This is a genomic window from Serratia nevei, from assembly GCF_037948395.1.
In the GTDB taxonomy this organism is placed as follows: Bacteria; Pseudomonadota; Gammaproteobacteria; order Enterobacterales; family Enterobacteriaceae; genus Serratia; species Serratia nevei.
This window is the reverse complement of sequence record NZ_CP149940.1, coordinates 2,049,657-2,068,272: the sequence shown is the minus strand read 5'-3', so window position 1 is coordinate 2,068,272 and position 18,616 is coordinate 2,049,657. Positions and strand designations below refer to the sequence as shown.

General features: G+C 60.7%; 15 protein-coding genes, 2 tRNA genes and 4 other RNA genes. 11 read left to right on the top strand and 10 right to left on the bottom strand.

The window, feature by feature from the left end:
* Positions 1-169 precede the first annotated feature (169 nt).
* Complete coding sequence (gene ftnA, locus V8N38_RS09945) at positions 170-688, bottom strand: non-heme ferritin (protein ID WP_038875847.1); 519 nt, start codon at positions 686-688, stop codon at positions 170-172.
* A gap of 344 nt (positions 689-1,032) precedes the next feature.
* Between ftnA and V8N38_RS09940 the strand changes: the two genes are divergently transcribed.
* Positions 1,033-1,263: a DNA polymerase III subunit theta gene (locus tag V8N38_RS09940; protein ID WP_070914783.1), complete on the top strand. Its 231-nt coding sequence runs from the start codon at positions 1,033-1,035 to the stop codon at positions 1,261-1,263.
* 33 nt (positions 1,264-1,296) lie between these two features.
* Here V8N38_RS09940 and pip read toward each other — a convergent pair whose 3' ends face one another.
* On the bottom strand, positions 1,297-2,250 hold the full coding sequence (gene pip, locus V8N38_RS09935) for a prolyl aminopeptidase (protein WP_038875880.1): 954 nt from the start codon (positions 2,248-2,250) through the stop codon (positions 1,297-1,299).
* A 195-nt stretch (positions 2,251-2,445) separates the two neighbouring features.
* Positions 2,446-2,871, bottom strand: coding sequence for an RNA polymerase-binding protein DksA (gene dksA / locus V8N38_RS09930; protein ID WP_147840283.1), 426 nt, complete (start codon positions 2,869-2,871; stop codon positions 2,446-2,448).
* A gap of 424 nt (positions 2,872-3,295) precedes the next feature.
* Between dksA and exoX the strand changes: the two genes are divergently transcribed.
* Positions 3,296-3,964 (top strand): exodeoxyribonuclease X, encoded by a 669-nt coding sequence (gene exoX, locus V8N38_RS09925; RefSeq protein WP_147840284.1) that lies wholly within the window; start codon positions 3,296-3,298, stop codon positions 3,962-3,964.
* A 37-nt stretch (positions 3,965-4,001) separates the two neighbouring features.
* Here exoX and V8N38_RS09920 read toward each other — a convergent pair whose 3' ends face one another.
* The 6 genes from V8N38_RS09920 to V8N38_RS09895 form a co-directional block, all read right to left on the bottom strand.
* Positions 4,002-6,035 (bottom strand): S9 family peptidase, encoded by a 2,034-nt coding sequence (locus V8N38_RS09920; protein WP_147840285.1) that lies wholly within the window; start codon positions 6,033-6,035, stop codon positions 4,002-4,004.
* A gap of 68 nt (positions 6,036-6,103) precedes the next feature.
* Positions 6,104-6,757: a tellurite resistance TerB family protein gene (locus V8N38_RS09915; protein WP_060440713.1), complete on the bottom strand. Its 654-nt coding sequence runs from the start codon at positions 6,755-6,757 to the stop codon at positions 6,104-6,106.
* A gap of 158 nt (positions 6,758-6,915) precedes the next feature.
* Positions 6,916-7,494 (bottom strand): molecular chaperone, encoded by a 579-nt coding sequence (locus V8N38_RS09910; protein WP_019455786.1) that lies wholly within the window; start codon positions 7,492-7,494, stop codon positions 6,916-6,918.
* 42 nt (positions 7,495-7,536) lie between these two features.
* Positions 7,537-8,274, bottom strand: a complete 738-nt coding sequence (locus V8N38_RS09905; protein WP_049202798.1) for a phosphatase — start codon at positions 8,272-8,274, stop codon at positions 7,537-7,539.
* A 90-nt stretch (positions 8,275-8,364) separates the two neighbouring features.
* Complete coding sequence (gene ghrA / locus V8N38_RS09900) at positions 8,365-9,306, bottom strand: glyoxylate/hydroxypyruvate reductase GhrA (RefSeq protein ID WP_060419491.1); 942 nt, start codon at positions 9,304-9,306, stop codon at positions 8,365-8,367.
* Positions 9,307-9,432: 126 nt separating this feature from the next.
* The gene (locus V8N38_RS09895) at positions 9,433-10,899 is read right to left on the bottom strand and encodes a peptide MFS transporter (RefSeq protein WP_049202801.1); all 1,467 of its coding nucleotides are present in this window, start codon (positions 10,897-10,899) and stop codon (positions 9,433-9,435) included.
* A 447-nt stretch (positions 10,900-11,346) separates the two neighbouring features.
* Here V8N38_RS09895 and V8N38_RS09890 point away from each other — a divergent pair.
* From V8N38_RS09890 to V8N38_RS09860, 7 genes are all read left to right on the top strand, one after another.
* Positions 11,347-11,436, top strand: a tRNA-Ser gene (locus tag V8N38_RS09890).
* A 465-nt stretch (positions 11,437-11,901) separates the two neighbouring features.
* Positions 11,902-11,991: transfer RNA gene (locus tag V8N38_RS09885), tRNA-Ser, on the top strand.
* 47 nt (positions 11,992-12,038) lie between these two features.
* A non-coding RNA gene (locus tag V8N38_RS09880) (RtT sRNA) lies at positions 12,039-12,158 on the top strand.
* A gap of 47 nt (positions 12,159-12,205) precedes the next feature.
* Positions 12,206-12,325: non-coding RNA, RtT sRNA (locus tag V8N38_RS09875), on the top strand.
* Positions 12,326-12,372: 47 nt separating this feature from the next.
* A non-coding RNA gene (locus tag V8N38_RS09870) (RtT sRNA) lies at positions 12,373-12,492 on the top strand.
* A 46-nt stretch (positions 12,493-12,538) separates the two neighbouring features.
* A non-coding RNA gene (locus V8N38_RS09865) (RtT sRNA) lies at positions 12,539-12,658 on the top strand.
* Positions 12,659-12,804: 146 nt separating this feature from the next.
* A complete protein-coding gene (locus tag V8N38_RS09860; protein ID WP_127554731.1) occupies positions 12,805-13,500 on the top strand; it encodes a hypothetical protein in 696 nt (231 codons plus the stop codon).
* A 68-nt stretch (positions 13,501-13,568) separates the two neighbouring features.
* On the opposite strand, the gene V8N38_RS09855 is transcribed toward V8N38_RS09860, so the two are convergent.
* Complete coding sequence (locus V8N38_RS09855; protein ID WP_004928813.1) at positions 13,569-13,925, bottom strand: helix-turn-helix domain-containing protein; 357 nt, start codon at positions 13,923-13,925, stop codon at positions 13,569-13,571.
* Between the two features lie 295 nt (positions 13,926-14,220).
* On the opposite strand from V8N38_RS09855, the gene sdeA reads away from it, so the two are divergent.
* Positions 14,221-15,408, top strand: a complete 1,188-nt coding sequence (sdeA, locus tag V8N38_RS09850) for a multidrug efflux RND transporter periplasmic adaptor subunit SdeA (RefSeq protein ID WP_075335070.1) — start codon at positions 14,221-14,223, stop codon at positions 15,406-15,408.
* A gap of 24 nt (positions 15,409-15,432) precedes the next feature.
* Positions 15,433-18,576 carry a multidrug efflux RND transporter permease subunit SdeB gene (gene sdeB, locus V8N38_RS09845; protein WP_147839433.1) on the top strand — a complete coding sequence of 1,048 codons (3,144 nt, stop codon included), beginning with the start codon at positions 15,433-15,435 and terminating at the stop codon, positions 18,574-18,576.
* Positions 18,577-18,616 lie beyond the last annotated feature (40 nt).

The window sequence follows — 18,616 nt, the reverse complement described above, 5'->3', positions numbered from 1 at the left end:
TGTAGCGTATCGCGGTAAATCATAACGACCACGCTGCGGCAAGTCGAGCGCATCACTGGCATTTTGCGATCCGGCAGCACGTATCGCCGCATAACCGCGATAAACGCAGGGTAAAAAAAACCGCGCGTCAGGCTCGCCCGCGCGCGGTTTTTCGGTGTTCTGATGCGGATTAAGCCTGGCCGTTGCCGCCCTGGCCCATCGCGCCCATTTTCTTCAGATCTTTGTCGATGAAGAACAGGCCTTTGCCGCTGGTGCCCACCAGCGCCAGCTTATCCAGCACGGATTTGAACAGTTTCTCTTCTTCGTGCTGCTCCGCCACGTACCACTGCAGGAAATTGAAGGTGGAGTAATCGTGTGCGGTCATAGCGGCGTGCGCCAGTTCGTTGATCTGACGGGTGATCAGCTGTTCGTGTTCGTAGGTCTGCTGGAACACGTCCGCCAGCGATTCGAACGTCACCGGCGGTGCGGCGATGCTGCCCAGCAGCGGCAGAGAGCCGGTGTCGCTCAGGTAGTCGAACAGACGTTGCATATGCTGCATCTCTTCCTGAGAGTGCTCTTTAAGAAATGCGGCGGCGCCTTCAAAGCCTTTATCGCTGCACCATGCGCTCATCTGCAGGTACAGGTTGGCGGAGTAGAACTCCAGATTCAGTTGCTCATTCAGCTTTTGAGTCATTTCTTGCGTCAGCATAATGATTCCTTTTATTTTGCAGGTCATGAATTTAATTTCCGCGCATTATGCCCTGCCGCCGTGAAAATAAAAACACCTTATTTACACTCAAATCACATTAATTATAAAAATCATATATATCAATAAATTAAAATATCAACACCACATTGAGAATTAACATGATAATTATTTTCATCTTTTATTTTAATCAAAAAGCGAATCATTCTTATTTAAAAGAATAAATAGATTGCATTACTCCCGGATAAATATCGCCCACGGCAGCGGCGCAACGGGCTTGCCAAGCGCCCCCGGGTGGATTACCTTCTGCGCAGGTTCAAAGCGGCAAAGTAAGTAAGGAGCATAGCGTGGGTTACAATCTGGCCGAACTGTCTAAAGAAGAGATGGACCGGGTGAACGTGGATCTCGCCGCCTCAGGCGTGGCGTACAAAGAGCGCTACAACATGCCGGTGATCCCGGAAGTGGTGGAGCGTGAGCAGCCGGAAGTGCTGCGCGACTATTTTCGCGAGCGCGTGGCGTACTACCGCGCGGAATCCCACAGGTTTTCGCGCCTGCCGTACGAGCCGAAGGTCAAATAACAAAAAACCCGCCGTAACGGCGGGTTTTTTACGTCACTTGCCGGCGAACCGGTCGGTGGCGATCATCAGCTGGTGCAAGATGCCCGGCTCATCAAACGAATGCCCCGCCCCTTCCACGATATGCAACTCCGCTTCCGGCCAGGCCTTGGCCAGATCCCAGGCGTTCTGCACCTGGCAGGCCATGTCATAGCGGCCGTGGACGATCACCGCCGGAATATGGCGGATCAGCGGCACGTTGCGCAGCAGCTGGTCGTCGCTCTCCAGGAAACCCAGATGGGTGAAATAGTGGTTTTCAATGCGGGCGAACGCCAGCGCGAAATCATCCTCGCCGAACGAAGCGGATTCGCGGCTCGGCAACAGCGTCACCGTCTCCCCTTCCCACACGCTCCACAGCTTGGCCGCTTCGAGCTGCACCTGCGGATCGGCCGAAGTCAGCCGCTGCCGGTAGGCGGCGATCACGTCTTTACGCTCGTCATCCGACAGAATGGACAGCACGCGCGCCCATTTGTCCGGGAAGAAGCGTGACGCGCCGTCCTGGTAATACCAATGCAGTTCCTGCTTACGCAGGGTGAAGATGCCGCGCAGCACCATTTCACTGACGCGCTCCGGGTGGGTCTGCGCATAGGCGAGCGCCAGCGTCGATCCCCAGGAACCGCCGAACACCAGCCATTGATCGACGCCGGCCATGTCGCGCAGCCGCTCGATATCGGCCACCAAATGCCAGGTGGTGTTGTTGTCCAGGCTGGCGTGCGGACGGGAGCGGCCACAGCCGCGCTGATCGAACAGCAGCACCTTGTAGCGTTCCGGATCGAACAGCTGACGATGATGCGGGGAGATGCCGCCGCCCGGCCCGCCGTGAATGAAGACCGCCGGTTTACCGTTCGGGTTGCCGCTCAGCTCCCAGTAGATCCGGTGGCCATCCCCAGTGTCCAGCCAACCGCTGTCGTATGCTGCTAACGGCGGGTACAAACCTCGTAATTGTTCCATGGCGCTTTCCGTCTCTCTGTGAGTCATGCTTTCATCAAAGCGGAAGCCGCCCGGCAGGTCAACGGTAAAACCCGAAAACTCGAACGCGCGCCGAGAACTCGGCGCGCGTTTGCTCAAAATCACAACGACCTGCCTGCAAAATGCCCACAGGTCCGATCGGTTGAGGGGCACATTCGCCCCCCCGGCGGGACTCAATTAGCCACCTTTGCGCATATGCGGCTCACGCATCTCCTGTGCGGTTTTCGCCTCGATGCTCAGCTCCGCCGTCGGGCGCAGCAGCAGGCGCGCCAGCCCGATAGGTTCGCTGGTTTCCCGGCAGTAGCCGTACTCGCCGTTCTGCAATCGCGCCAGCGCCGCGTCGATTTTCGGCAGCAGGCGGCTTTCGCGATCCAACTGGCGGAACAGCAGGCGCAGATCCTCTTCGCGCGCCGCCTTGTCGGCTTCATCGCCCGTCGCTTCACCGCCGTCGATCTCTTTTTTCAGCTCATCGATGTGCAGCAGCAACTTTTGCCGCTCGTCCTGCAACCGTTGGCGGAAAAACGCCCGTTGAACCGAGTTCATATAATCAGAATCCGGCATGGCCAGCAGTTGCTGCGCATCCGGTAACGTCATGACTGTCATTGCGCTCTCCCAACACCAAAAGTGTAACATTATAACATAATATTTATTTTTAGCACCCGGTCATCCAAAAACAAAATTTCATGCACAAACAGCCGGTTAACCTAAACCTGCACTTTGCCGCTTGCATCCTCTTGGCTTTAGGCGGTTAATGGCTGAGCAAGCCACCCAATCATAGGTAACGAGAGGCCATCATGAGTAAGGGAATGGATAGCAAAAAGAATGCGAAGAAGAAGCCGTTGAAAACCCCAGCTGAGAAACGTGCGGAGAAACGCGCCAAAAAAGCGCATCCGTCTGGTGAGTAAGCGTCCTTCCATCCGTCATTAAACCCGCCAAGGCGGGTTTTTTATTGCCTGTAGTGAGGGTGCGGTTGGCACGGCCGCCTGTGCCGGTTAAGCTGAGGGCTGACGGCAACGCGGAGGAAAACATGACGTTACGCGTAATAGATACCGAGACCTGCGGGCTGGACGGCGGCGTGGTGGAAGTGGCCTCCCTCGATCTGCTCGACGGTCAATTGACCAACCCGATGAGCGATCTGGTCAGCCCGGATCGCCCCATCAGCCTCGACGCGATGGCGATTCATCACATCACCGAGCAAATGGTGGAAGGCAAACCGCGCATCGCGGTGGCGATCGGCCGCTATCAGGGCAGCCCCTACTACGTGGCGCACAACGCCGCTTTCGATCGCGGCGTGCTGCCGGAGATGAACGGCGCCTGGATATGTACCCTCAAGCTGGCGCGCACGCTGTATCCGGACATCAAGTACGGCAACCAGTATCTGCGCTATGCGCTGAAACTGGACGTGCAGCTACCGGCGGACGCCACGCTGTACCCGCACCGCGCGCTGTATGACTGCTACGTCACCGCCGCGCTGCTGCAACGCATCATCAAGGATTCGGGCTGGACGCCGGAGCAAATGGTGCAGATCACCGAACAACCGGTGCTGCTGAAGAAGTTCAAATTCGGCAAATATCGCGGGCAGGAGATCGATCGCATCGCCCAGGAAGATCCCGGCTATCTGCGCTGGATGCTGAAATCCATCGACGATCTGAGCCCGGACATGAAGCACACGCTGAAATACTATCTGATTGGCTAACACGGCGGGCGGCACAGAGGCCGCCCGCCGAATGCCGTTACTCCGCCAGCGCCAGAATGAAGGCGTACTCCAGCGCAATATCCTCATAGGCCTTGAAGCGCCCGGACTTGCCGCCGTGGCCGGCATCCATGTCGGTATACAGCAGCAGCTGCCGATCGTCGGTTTTCAGTTCGCGCAGCTTGGCCACCCACTTGGCCGGCTCCCAATACTGCACCTGCGAATCGTGCAGGCCGGTGGTCACCAGCAGATGCGGGTATGCCTGCGCCTTCACCTGATCGTACGGGCTGTACTGCTTGATGTAGTCGTAATAGGCCTGCTCGTTCGGGTTGCCCCACTCGTCGTATTCGCCGGTGGTCAGCGGGATCGACTCGTCCAACATGGTGGTCACCACGTCGACGAACGGCACCTGTGCCACCACGCCGTGGAACAGCTGCGGCGCCTGGTTGATTACCGCCCCCATCAGCAGGCCGCCGGCGCTGCCGCCCATGGCGAACATCCGCTTGCCGTCGCCGTATCCCTGGGCGACCAGCGTTTCAGTCACGTCGATAAAATCGTTGAAGGTGTTCTGCTTGTTGAACAGCTTGCCGTCTTCATACCACAACTGCCCCAGCTCGCCGCCGCCGCGAATGTGCGCCAGCACGAACACGAAACCGCGATCGAGCAGGCTCAGGCGGCTGGCGCTGAACGCCGGATCCATGCTGCTGCCGTAGGAGCCGTAGCCGTACACCATCAGCGGGTTGGCGCCGCGCTGGAAGCTGTCCTGGCGATACACCAGCGAGACCGGCACCTCGACGCCGTCGCGCGCCTTCACCCACACCCGCTCGCTGCGGTAGTTTTCCGGCGTGAAGTTCTTCACTTCCTGCTGTTTGAGCATCGTCCGCTCGCCGCTGTCCATGTTCAGCTCGTACAGCGTGGTCGGGGTGGTCATCGACGAATAGCCGTAGCGCAGCAGCGCGGTCTCCGGATCCGGGTTATACGCCAGCCAGGTGGTGTAAGTCGGATCGTCGAAGGCGATGCGCTTCTCTTCGCCAGTCTGCCAGTGGATCTGGCGCAGCAGCGTCAGGCCGGCGCTGCGCTCCTCCACCACCAGCCAGTCGCGGAACAGGCTGAAGCCCTCCAGCATCACGTCGGCGCGCGGGGCGATCAGCGTCTGCCACTGCGCTTCGTCCGCCTGTTCGCTTTGGTACAGGCCGAAGTTCTTGCCGTCCTTGTTGGAGCGGATGTAGAAATGCTGGTGATAGTGATCGATGGCGTACTCATGATCCTTGCGGCGCGGCACGAACAGCTGCGGCTTGGCGTCCGCACGATCGGCGTCCAGCAGCAGGATCTCCGAGGTGGTGGTGCTGCTCAGGTGGATCAGGATAAAGCGCTCGGAGGTGGTCTTCTCCAGCCCGACGTAGAAAGTATCGTCCCGCTCTTCGTAAATCAGCTCGTCCTGCTGCGGATCGCTGCCCACCACGTGACGATAGACCTGATACGGCAACAGCGTCTTGGCGTGCTTGCGCACGTAGTACACCGTCGAGGAGTCGTTGGCCCACTCGAAGCTGCCGGAGGTGTTCTCCAGCACTTCGTCCGCCCAGCTGCCGTCGGTCAGGTTCTTGAAGCGAATGTCATACTGGCGGCGCGACAGGAAATCCTCCGCCACCCCCAGCCGCTGGTTGTCGGGGCTGACGTCCAGCCCGCCCAGGGTGTAAAACTCGTGGTTCTCGGCGCGCTGGTTGCCGTCGATAAGCACCTCCCAGTGCTCGCTCTCGGCCTGCGGCTGGCGCACGGAAATCGCGTATTCGTTGCCCGGCTCATAGCGTGTCTGATAGCGATAGCCGTGGCGCACGTAAGGCACCGAATGTTCCTGCTGCGGAATGCGCGCCACCATCTCTTCGTACAGAGTTTCGCGCAGCGCCTGCTGCGGTTTCAGCATCGCATCGGTGTAGGCGTTCTCCGCCTGCAGGTAGTCCAGCACCTGGCGGTCTGCGCGCTCGTCGTCGCGCAGCCAGTAATAGTCATCCACGCGCGTGTCGCCGTGGATGGTGATGGGATAAGGGCGTTTTTCCGCTTTCGGTGGGGTCATCATTGCTAAATCATCCGCTTACATAGATTGCGGCAAGAGTGACACGATTCCCCCCGGCTTGCCAAGCGGCGCTATGCCAGCTCGCGTTTTTTCTCGTTGACGTCGCTCTCGATGCCCTGCTTGACGTCCGCCGGGATCTTCAGCGCCTGCGCCAGCGCATCGAGGTAGCCGCGCTCCATAAAGTGGTCGACGTCGATCACCAGGCAGCTCAGATAGTAAACCTCCAGCGCCTCGTCTTCGTTTTGCACGCTGCGGGCGATCAATTCCGGGTTGAGCGGCTGATCGAGCGCTTCCTGCACCCAGCTCTGCGCCTCCTCCCCCACCTGCAGCTGCGCCAGGCTGTGATCGATGGCGCGCTGCTCGTCGGCATCGATATGGCCGTCGCTCTTGGCGGCGAACACCAGCGCCTGCACCAAGCGTTTGGCGCGCAGATCCACCGGGGTGGTTTGCAAACCGAACTGCGGTTCGCCCTGATGGGTCTCCTTCACCCGCTGCTTGTACTTGTTCCACAGCACCGCCCCCACCGCCGCACTGCCGCCGACGATCAGCGCATTTTTGCCGAACTTGCCCACCAGCTTGCGCGAGGATTTGTTGGCCAACAGCACGCCGACCAGGCCGCCCAGCGCCGTGGGCGCCAGCAGCTTGCCGATGCCTTCTGCTCCGCCCATCGCGCCGGCCTTCTGCCCGATCAACGTTTGAATCTGCTGCATCCAGTTACTTTTCATCATCTACCCCTTGCGTGAAAAAGCGCGGCGCGCAGGCGCGGCCGAACCGACGGTAAACCGCCAGATTAGGGGATCTTTTGTCAATTTACGTCTGGGGGATGCAAACCTGTGTTTAGCGGATCGGCGGGCCGGGCGGCCCGCCGGGATAAGCTGCGGCGTTACGCTTCTTCGTCGCCCGCTTCGTCGTCCTGCTCGTACTCCGCCAGCTCGTCGCGCATCGCCTGGATGGCGTCGCGGGTCATCAGCGCCAGCGTGCGGTAGAAACCGGTGGTGGCGTGCGCTTCCACTTTACCGAGGAAGCGGCCGCACCACGGCAGCAGAAACTCGTCGAACAGCGCGATCTGCGCCTGCGCTTCATCTTCCTGCGACTGATCTTCCAGCCAGGACGCCGCCAGCAGCAGCTGGCCGAAATGGTCGGCCGGCGCCTCCGCCAGCGGCATGCCGCGCTGCTGGAGGAAGGTGCGCACTTCCGCCTCGCTGGCACCTTCAACGTAGTCGGAGCGGAACGGCGACACGCTGCATTCGCTGCCGACGAACATCGCGTTGAAGTCGGTCGCCAGCTGGTTGACGTCGCAGCCCTGCTGCAGGCGCTTCAGCAGGTCATCCTGCTCCAGCGGCCAATGTTGCTGCAGCTTGCCCTCTTTGATCAGCGCGAACAGCGGCACCAGCAGCGGATCCTGCGGCTGACGGTAGAACAGCGTACCCAGCACGCGGCAGACAATGGAAAACTCATTCATGATAATGCCTTATACAATACGGAAAATTTTGCCGGGACGATGTCACAAATCGGCCAATTCCGCAATCGCCGGCTTGCCGCGCCGCTCGAGAAAGTCCAGCAACCGGCGCGGGCTGACGTTGAGAATGCGCTCCTGCGGGAAGCCCACCTCTTCGATAATGCGCTCACAGTGCTCAAAGTTACCCAGCGAAAAGGCGACGTGCGAATCCGAGCCCAGCGCCAGCCAGCCGCCGGCATCGCGCACCGCGGCGGCGATCGCCCGGCAGTTGGCCTCGCTGCCCTTGCGGGAGTGGGTGAACGACGAGTTATTCAGCTCCAGCGCCACCTCGTATTTGGCCGCCGCCGCCGCGACGGCGGGAATGTCGATCGGGTAGCGCGGGTTGCCGGGGTGGCTGATGATATGCACGTCCCCCTGCGCCATTGCGGCGATCATCGCTTCAGTATTGGACGCTTTATCCTGCGGCGCAAACACCGGCTCATGGAAACCGGCGATGATTACGTCGGTGGCGGTCAACATCGGGCCCGTGCAGTCGATGTCGCCCTGCAGGTTTTTGATGTTGGCTTCGATGCCGCGCAAGATGCCCACGCCGTTCACCAGGCGCGGCCACACATGCATGTTCATAAAGTGCCAGTAGTGAGGCGCATCGGCCATGTCCGGGCCGTGATCGGTGATGGCGAACAGCTTGATGCCTTTCTGCTGGGCTTCGGCGATGTAATCGTGCAGCGTGCTGTAGGCGTGGGTGCTGGCGACGGTGTGCATATGCAAATCAACGGGGTACATTGTTTCTCCTTCCAGAGGGCCCGCCCGCAAAGGTACGGACAGGCGCGATGACGATAACAGCTTATCAGTTACCGAACGGCGGCTGAAGGATCAGTACCCCCGCTGCCTGTCTACCACACCGGCCGGGGCATGCCCCGCCTCCAGCGCGCGGATGTTGGCGGCGATCTGATCCATCGCCTGCTGCGGCAACGTGATGGCAGCAATATGCGGGGTAATGGTGACACGCGGATGACGCCAGAACGGGTGATCCTGCGGCAGCGGCTCGCGGGCGAACACGTCCAGCGTGGCGGCGGCCAATTGCCCCTGCTCCAGCGCCGCCAGCAGATCGGCCTCCACCAGATGCGCGCCGCGCGCGATGTTGATGAGATAGGCGCCCGTGCTCAACTGCGCGAACAGCTCGCGGTTGAGGATGCCGACGGTCTCCGGCGTATTGGGCAGCAGGTTGATCACCAATTTGACGCCGTCGAGGAAGGCCGCGCGCTGCGCCTCCCCGGCGAAGCTTTGCACGCCATCGATCTGTTTGGCGCTGCGGCTCCAGCAGCGCACGCTAAAGCCAAACTCGGTCAGCTTGCGCGCCACGCTCTGCCCCAGCACGCCGGCGCCGAGGATGCCGATGGTAAAATCATCCAGCGAGTGCGGATCGAGCGGCTGCCACTCCTGCCGCTGCTGCAGCGCCTGATACTCGTCGAAACGACGGAAATAGCGCAGCACATAGCTCAACGCATATTCCTGCATCTGCTGCGCCATGCCGGTATCCTCCAGCCGCAGCAGCGGTACGCCGGCGGGCAGCGTGCCGGGGTGCTTTCGCTCCTGATCGAGGATCGCGTCAACGCCGGCGCCGAGGGCGAACACCGCTTTCAGATCGCGGCGGTTGGCCAGCATTTCGTGCGGCGGGCGCCACACCAGCGCGTAATCGGCTGGCCGCTCGTCGCCACGCTGCCACTCGCGGATCTCGGCCTGCGGCAGGCGTTGCTTGATGCCGGCCAGCCATTCCTGGGCGTTAAACAAGGGGTGGTAATAAATGATGTTCATACTGCGGGCTCCCGTTTGTTTTTATTGGTTTTCCTCCAGCCTTCCGCGATTCGCCGCCGGATGCAAGCGTTAAAGCCCAAAATAAAAACAGCCCCGACCAGTGGGGCTGTTGTACATATTAGCGAATCAGGCGGCAGACGGGCCGTCGCGCCGGATAAGGCGCCGCAGCAGCGGAATTAAAATCAGCATCGCCACGCCGACGCCCGTCGCCCCCCAGCCCAGCGCGCTGAAGATTTCGCTGTAGCCGGGGTTGGTTTGCAGCGGCGTGCTGCCGCTGTTTTCCGGCATCAGGCCCGAGACGTAGCCCGCCAGCACCGAGGCGACGCCGGTCACCATCATCCAGCAGCCCATCATCACGCCCTGATAGCGCGGCGGCGCCAGCTTGCCGATCATGGCGTAGCCGATCGGCGAGATCATCAATTCACCGACGCTTTGCAGCACATAGCTGATAACGATCCATTTGAATGCCACCAGCCCGTCGCCGCCCGCCATGCTGATACCCAGCGGCAGCACCAGCATGCCCAAGCCGATGCAGAACAGCGATCCGGAGAACTGCAGCGGAATGTCGATGTTGCAACCGCGAGCGCGCAGGCGGTTGAACCACCAGGCCAGCAGCGGGCCGCCCACCACGATCACCAGCGTGTTGATGTTCTGGATCCACTGCGGCGCCACCTGAATGCCGTAAACGTTAAGGTTGATGTTGTGCTCGGAGAACAGCATCAGCCCCATCGGCGCCAGCTGGTACAGCGCCCAAAACACCAGCGAGCCCAGCGCCAGGATCAGATAGGCCGCCATTCTGCGGCGCTCATCGCGCGGATGGTGGCGCAGCGTCACCACGCACAGCATCAGGAAGATCAGCGCGCCGAGCACGATCACGAAGTGGCCGCTGAACTCGGCATGGGTCAGCATCACGCGGATAATCGGCACCAGCGCCACCAGCACCGCCAGCCCGACCAGCATGCGCCAACGGTATTGGCTGCGGCTGGCGTCGTGCAGCGGGGTATTGAGATCCGCCAGAATGCGCCAGCGGCAGACGGCGACGATGATCGCCGCCGCGTTACCCAGCGTGGCGAACAGGAACAGCGCGCGGTAGTTTTCCGTCAGTTGGAAATACCCGGCGACGGTAAAGCCGACGAAGAACCCGAGGTTCATACCGGCGTAGTTCCACAGGAACGCCGATTCGCGCCGATCATCGTCCGGCTTGAAACGCTGGGTGAGCATCATATTGATGCAGGTGACGTTAAGGCCGCTGCCGGTCAGGAACATCGCCAGCCCCCAGTACAGCCCCCACACGCCCGCGACGGCAATCAGCGCGCAGCCGATCACCTGCAGCACCATGCCGAGCACGAACAGATTGCGGTTACTGAGGAATCGACCGCCGAGGTAACCGCCGAACATGTGCAGGCCATAGTTGAAGGCGCCGAACACGCCCATCATGGCGTTGGCGCTGCTTTCGTTGAAGCCCAGCCGCTTGGTGGCGTACAGCACCAGCGTAGAGTAAAGCACGGCGAAGCCGAGCGTGGCGAAGATCTGGATGAAGAACAGTGCCCCCGCACCGGGGGGAATGGCGTGGCGCGCTTGCGGCGCCGGCATGGCATCTGAAGGAGTCAAAACGAACCTCTACTGCATTATTATGTAATGAGTCTGTCCCTGTCTGCGATATCGCCGGCCTGTCACCCGGCAATCTGCGCGGCGTCGTGATATTCCTTGCCAAAAACGCCGCGCCGACATGATTCCATTTAGCGACACATCTGACTAATAATCCAGTATTAATGCATATAACAGCAAACAACCCAACCTCATTGGCGATATATTGAGCCATCTGTACAGAAAAAGGTCAACCAATCGTCTTTCATGGATTCCAACCGCTGCCTGCCCTGCCCGCCGGCGGTCGCGAGTGGGAATATCGTTCGGTAAATCAGCAAATTGCTGCAAGTTTGGCTAAACAGTCATGAGAATGAAATAAGAGGGTTGACGCTGAGATCAGATTCTCCTACATTAGCGCCCGTCGACAGCGCAACGCGTTTTCGGCAACAAAACGGTGAGGTGTCTGAGTGGCTGAAGGAGCACGCCTGGAAAGTGTGTATACGCGAAAGTGTATCGAGGGTTCGAACCCCTCTCTCACCGCCAAATTCAAAGAGAAAGCCTGGATTCGCGTCCAGGCTTTTTTTTGCATGGTGCACCGCCGAGAGGGGCGAGAAGCCTCGACAGGGTTCGACAAAACACCTGCGTTTTGGACCGCCAACGGCGGCCCGCAGGGTGAGCGCAGCGAATCAAGCCCTCTCTCACCGCCAAATTCAAAGAGAAAGCCTGGATTCACGTCCAGGCTTTTTTTTTGCATGGTGCACCGCCGAGAGGGGCGAGCATCTTTCCCCCTCTGCGACAGTGATCCCCATTTCCGCCGGTTATCCACGAACCTTACCGCTAATTTTCTCGCCCATTCATGACATCTGCCCTGCCGTTCGCCGCAGTTTTCAGCAAAGTGCGCACGGCTTGAGCGGACGAACAAAAACACAGAAATTATTCTTGACCGGATCGGCCCCACTCCCTATAGTAGCGCCCCGTTGCAGCGATGATTTCGCAACAAAAAAATATGGTGAGGTGTCCGAGTGGCTGAAGGAGCACGCCTGGAAAGTGTGTATACGCGAAAGTGTATCGAGGGTTCGAATCCCTCCCTCACCGCCATATTCTAACGAGAAAGCCTGAGCGAAAGTTCAGGCTTTTTTGTATGCATAGCGCACCGACCGGGAGGGTGAGAACCCTCGACAGGGTTCGACAAAACGCTTGCGTTTTGGACCGCCAACGGCGGCCCGCAGGGTGAGCGCAGCGAATCAATCCCTCCCTCACCGCCATATTCTAACGAGAAAGCCTGAGCGAAAGTTCAGGCTTTTTTGTTTGCATAACGCACCGACCGGGAGGGTGAGAACCCTCGACAGGGTTCGACAAAACGCTTGCGTTTTGGACCGCCAACGGCGGCCCGCAGGGTGAGCGCAGCGAATCTATCCCTCCCTCACCGCCATATTCTAACGAGAAAGCCTGAGCGAAAGTTCGGGCTTTTTTGTATGCATAGCGCACCGACCGGGAGGGTGAGAACCCTCGACAGGGTTCGACAAAACGCCCGCGTTTTGGACCGCCAACGGCGGCCCGCAGGGTGAGCGCAGCGAATCTATCCCTCCCTCACCGCCATATTCTACGAAGAAGCCTGAACTCACGTTCAGGCTTTTTTGTATGCATGGCGCACTGACCGGGAGGGTGAGAACCCTCGACAGGGTTCGACAAAACGCCTGCGTTTTGGACCGCCAACGGCGGCCCGCAGGGTGAGCGCAGCGAATCCATCCCTCCCTCACCGCCATATTCTAACGAGAAAGCCTGAGCGAAAGTTCGGGCTTTTTTGTATGCATAGCGCACCGACCGGGAGGGAGCCCCTCGACAGCGGCATAAGCTGTCGACCATAATGCCCTCATAAAGATAGGCCAATGCGTAATGCAAGGGAGAAACGTGGCGCGTAAGAAGAAAGGCAATGCCCCGCGGCCAAAGACAGGCCCCGTTAAAGAAAAATCGAATAACCGTTTGGCGAAAGTATCGGCATTTTTGGTAGGCTCTGGGATTCTCGTGGCGATATTGGGCGCCGCCTATCAGTACTTCGCCGGCAGCGTTTCATTAGCTTTCGTTCAATCCGTCGGAAGAGCCTATGAGTTCCAACTGACGAATGACACGCCTTCGGATCGTACCGTAAAATCCTTCCGCATCATTCCCCCCGACGTCCAGCAAGTGATCTACAAAGTCACCGAGGATGTGTATGCCACCCGCGACGAAAAAGGGCAGATTACCTTGCCGGGCGGCAACCAGAGCTATGTTCCCGCCGCTGAATTTAAAGAGCTTGATGGCCAGCGCCTATCCGCGAACTCGTCATTCAAGTTTCGCGTGCCGCCGCTTTCCAATCGCACCTGGATGGCGCCGGAGGCGGCCATCGTCGATATTCGCTATGAAATCGACTCGTCGAACCCTGTACTTGCCGCTATTGAAGGCATATTTGACGTCCTTGGTTTCCACTCCCGCCAGCACACCGTTCGCTACCTGGTCATTGAAAACTACTGGACGCCTTCTCGTTCAAACTCCCTCAACGAGGCGATTCGCATATTCTGCCGCGACAGCGACACGGTGGCGAAGTCAGGCAGTTGCGACAACTTTTGAATCCCCACGGGTAAAGACAAAAAGCCCGAACGCAAATTCAGGCTTTTTTATCCCCACTGCCCAACCGCTCAGTGGTGCGTGCGCCCCATGGACGCCGGCTGTGCCAACGCGCGGCGCCAGTCGCCCGGCGTTTGGCCAAACTGGCGTTTGAAGCTGCGGTTGAACGACTGCTGTGAGTCGAAGCCGAGCGAAATCGCCACGCTGACGATAGGCTCGCCGCTGTTGGCCAGGCGCTCCGCCGACACTTTCAGTTTTTGCATGCGGATATACTCCCCCAGCGCGTAGCCGGTCTGGCGCTTGAACATGCGCTGCAGATGCCATTTGGAATAGCCCGCGCGGTCCGCCACGGTGTTGATATCCAGTTTCTCTTCCAGATTGTTGTCGATCCACGCCTTCAAATCGGTAATAAAGCCCGTAGTGTTCATGCTGATGCTCCCATCATTCGGCAGGGTCACCCTCTGCCCGATGCACATACGTTGCAACAGTTTCGCTTTAAATGCAATTTTTATTATTGCATTTACCAGAAAGCCGCCACTATACTCCACCCAATTAATGTAACCGATATTGATACATTAATGTGACACCAATGTGTTTCAAAACCTAACGCTGCGCCGCTGCTGGGCGCAGCCGCCCCCTCGCCGCACGCCGGCGCGGGGGCGAATCCCGGAGAACAGGGCCGGGTATGGGGCCTGACCGCGCTTACTTATCGGAATAAAAATAATGGCAAATCAACCAAACTCATCGTTCAACGCCGGCGGCCGCACGCGCGCCGTCGCTCTGGGCCAGCGGCTCTCCGGGGTGGCGCTGTTGGCCGCCCTGCTCGCCGGGTGCGACAACAGCGTCGCGCACAACGCCCCGCCACCGCCGCCGGTGGTCAGCGCCGCCAGCGTGGTGGTCAAGCCCATCAGCCAATGGGATGCCTTCAACGGCCGGGTCGAAGCGGTGCAAAGCGTGCAGCTGCGCCCACGGGTCTCCGGCTACATCGAGCGGGTCAACTACACCGAAGGCGACGAGGTGAAGAAAGGCCAGGTGCTGTTCACCATCGACGATCGCACCTACCGCGCCGCGCGCGAACAGGCGCAGGCGGAGCTGGTGCGAGCTCGCAACCAGGCCGCCCTGGCGCGCAGCGAATCCTCGCGCACCGAGAAACTGATCGGCACTCAGGCCATCTCTCAAGAAGTCTGGGAGCAGCGCCGGTCGTCCGCCGCGCAGGCGCAAAGCAACGTGCTAGCAGCGCAGGCCCAGCTCGACATGGCGCAGCTGAATCTCGACTTTACCCGCGTTACCGCGCCGATTGACGGGCGCGCCAGCCGCGCAATGATCACCGCCGGCAACCTGGTCACCACCGGCGACAGCGCCAGCGTGCTGACGACGCTGGTGTCGCTCGACAAGGTCTACGTCTATTTCGACGTGGATGAAGCCACCTTCCTGCGCTATCAGCAGCAGGGCCGGCACGACGCGCGCCTGCCGGTGAAAGTCGGCCTGGTGGGCGAAGACGGCACCCCGCATCAGGGGCTGGTGGATTTCACCGATAACCAGCTGAACGCCGGGACCGGCACCATCCGCATGCGCGCCCTGCTCGACAACCGCGAGCGCCGCTTCACGCCGGGGCTGTTCGCCCGGGTACAGATGCCCGGCAGCGCCGAGTTCAACGCCATGCTGATCGACGATAAAGCGGTGATGACCGACCAGAACCGCAAGTTCGTTTACATCGTCGATAAAGACGGCAAGGCGCAGCGCCGCGACATCGACGTGGGCCGCATGGCCGAAGGATTGCGCATCGTGCAGAAAGGGTTGGCAAACGGCGATCGGGTGATCGTCGACGGCATGCAGAAAGTGTTTATGCCGGGCATGCCGGTCGACGCGAAAGCCGTCGCCATGAACCCTATCGCCTCCGCACTTAACTAAGCTCCCAGCAGAGACTTCTGACCCATGGACTTTTCCCGTTTTTTCATCGACCGGCCGATCTTTGCCGCGGTGCTGTCGATCCTGATTTTTGTCGCTGGGGCGATCGCCATCCCGCTGCTGCCGATCAGCGAGTACCCGGACGTGGTGCCGCCCAGCGTGCAGGTGCGCGCCGAATACCCGGGCGCCAACCCGAAAGAGATCGCTGAAACGGTGGCCACGCCGCTGGAAGAAGCGATCAACGGCGTCGAAAACATGATGTACATGAAATCGGTCGCCGGTTCCGACGGCGTGCTGGTGACCACCGTCACCTTCCGCCCCGGCACCGATCCCGATCAGGCGCAGGTGCAGGTGCAAAACCGCGTGGCGCAGGCCGAAGCGCGCCTGCCGGAAGACGTGCGCCGCCAGGGCATCACCACCCAGAAGCAGTCCCCGGCGCTGACGCTGGTGGTGCATCTGGTCTCGCCTTCCGGCAAGTACGATTCGCTGTACCTGCGCAACTACGCCACCCTGAAGGTCAAGGATGAGCTCGCCCGTCTGCCGGGCGTCGGCCAGGTGCAGATTTTCGGCGCCGGTGAGTATGCGATGCGCATCTGGCTCGATCCGAACAAGGTCGCCGCGCGTGGCCTGACCGCCTCCGACGTGGTGAGCGCCATGCAGGAGCAAAACGTGCAGGTCTCCGCCGGCCAGCTCGGCGCGGAGCCGATGCCGACGCGCAGCGACTATCTGCTGTCGATCAACGCCCAGGGCCGCCTGCAAACCGAAGAAGAGTTCGGCAACATCATCCTCAAGAGCGGCGACAACGGCGAGATCGTGCGGCTGCGCGACGTGGCGCGCATCGAAATGGGCTCCGGCAGCTACGCGCTGCGCGCCCAGCTCAATAACAAGGATGCGGTCGGTATCGGTATCTTCCAGTCGCCGGGCGCCAACGCCATCGAGCTGTCTGACGCGGTGCGCGGCAAGATGGCCGAGCTGGCGACCCGCTTCCCGGACGGCATGAGCTGGAAATCGCCTTACGATCCGACGGTGTTCGTACGCGATTCGATCCGCGCGGTAGTGGATACCCTGCTGGAAGCGGTGATCCTGGTGGTGCTGGTGGTCATTCTGTTCCTGCAGACCTGGCGCGCCTCGATCATTCCGCTGCTGGCGGTCCCGATCTCCGTGGTCGGCACCTTTGCCGCGCTGTATATGCTGGGCTTCTCGCTCAATACCCTCAGCCTGTTCGGACTGGTGCTGGCGATCGGCATCGTGGTGGATGACGCTATCGTGGTGGTGGAAAACGTCGAGCGTAATATCGAAGAGGGGCTGTCGCCGCTGGCGGCGGCGCACCAGGCGATGCGCGAGGTCTCCGGCCCGATCATTGCCATCGCCGTGGTGCTGTGCGCGGTGTTCGTGCCGATGGCGTTCCTTTCCGGCGTCACCGGTCAGTTCTACAAACAGTTCGCCGTCACCATCGCCATCTCGACGGTGATCTCCGCGATCAACTCGCTGACCCTGTCGCCGGCGCTGGCGGCGCGCTTGCTTAAACCGCACGGCGCGCCGAAAGATCTGCCGTCACGCCTGATTGACCGGCTGTTCGGCTGGTTGTTCCGGCCGTTCAACCGCTTCTTCGCCAGCGGCTCGCAACGCTATCAGCGCGGCGTCTCCCGCGTGCTGGGCCGGCGCGGCGCGGTGTTCGTCGTCTATCTGCTGCTGCTGGCCGCCGCCGGCGTGATGTTCAAGACCGTACCCGGCGGCTTTATCCCGACGCAGGACAAGCTGTACCTGATCGGCGGCGTTAAGATGCCAGAAGGCGCCTCGCTGGAGCGCACCGATGCAGTGATCCGCAAGATGAGCGCCATCGGCCTGAGCGTGGACGGCGTCACCGATGCGGTGGCCTTCCCCGGCCTGAATGCGCTGCAGTTCACCAATACGCCGAATACCGGCACGGTGTTCTTCGCGCTGGAGTCGTTGAGCACCCGTACCCGCACCGCGGCGCAGATCAACGCCGAGATCAACGCGCGCATTTCACAGATTCAGGAAGGCTTCGCCTTCTCAATCATGCCGCCGCCGATCCTCGGCATTGGCCAAGGCTCCGGCTATTCGCTGTACGTGCAGGATCGTGCCGGGCTGGGCTACGGCGCGTTGCAAACGGCGATCAACACCATGTCCGGCGCCATTATGCAAACGCCGGGGATGGGGTTCCCGATCTCCTCGTATCAGGCCAACGTGCCGCAGCTGGACGCCAAAATCGATCGCGACAAGGCCAAGGCGCAAGGGGTACCGCTTAATGCGCTGTTCAGCACGCTGCAGACCTACCTCGGTTCGTCTTACATCAACGACTTCAACCGCTACGGCCGCACCTGGAAGGTGATGGCGCAGGCCGACGGCCAGTTCCGCGACAGCGTGGAGGACATCGCCAACCTGCGCACCCGCAACGACAAGGGCGAAATGGTGCCGATCGGCAGTATGGTCAGCATCGGTACCACCTACGGCCCGGATCCGATGATCCGCTATAACGGCTTCCCGGCGGCAGACCTGATCGGCGACGCCGATCCGCGCGTGCTCTCTTCAACCCAGGCGATGGGCGCGCTGACGCAGATGGCCGGCAAGCTGTTGCCGAACGGCATGAATATCCAGTGGACCGATCTGAGCTACCAACAATCGACCCAGGGCAACGCCGCGCTGGTGGTATTCCCGGTGGCGGTGCTGCTGGCGTTCCTTGCGCTGGCGGCGCTGTATGAGAGCTGGACGCTGCCGCTGGCGGTGATCCTGATCGTGCCAATGACCATGCTGTCGGCGCTGTTCGGGGTGTGGCTGACCGGCGGCGACAACAACGTGTTCGTGCAGGTCGGGCTGGTCGTTCTGATGGGGTTGGCCTGCAAAAACGCCATTCTGATCGTCGAGTTCGCCCGCGAGCTGGAAATGCAGGGCAAAGGCATCGTCGAGGCGGCGCTGGAGGCCTGTCGCCTGCGGTTGCGGCCGATCGTGATGACCTCCATCGCCTTCATCGCCGGCACCATCCCGCTGATCCTCGGCCACGGCGCCGGCGCCGAGGTGCGTGGCGTCACCGGCATCACGGTGTTCTCCGGCATGTTGGGGGTCACCCTGTTCGGGCTGTTCCTGACGCCGGTGTTCTACGTCACCCTGCGGCGCCTGGTGGCACGCAAAGCGCAACCGCAGACGGCGTAATCATCGTCTTAACATGCAAAAAGGTCGGGCATTGCCCGAC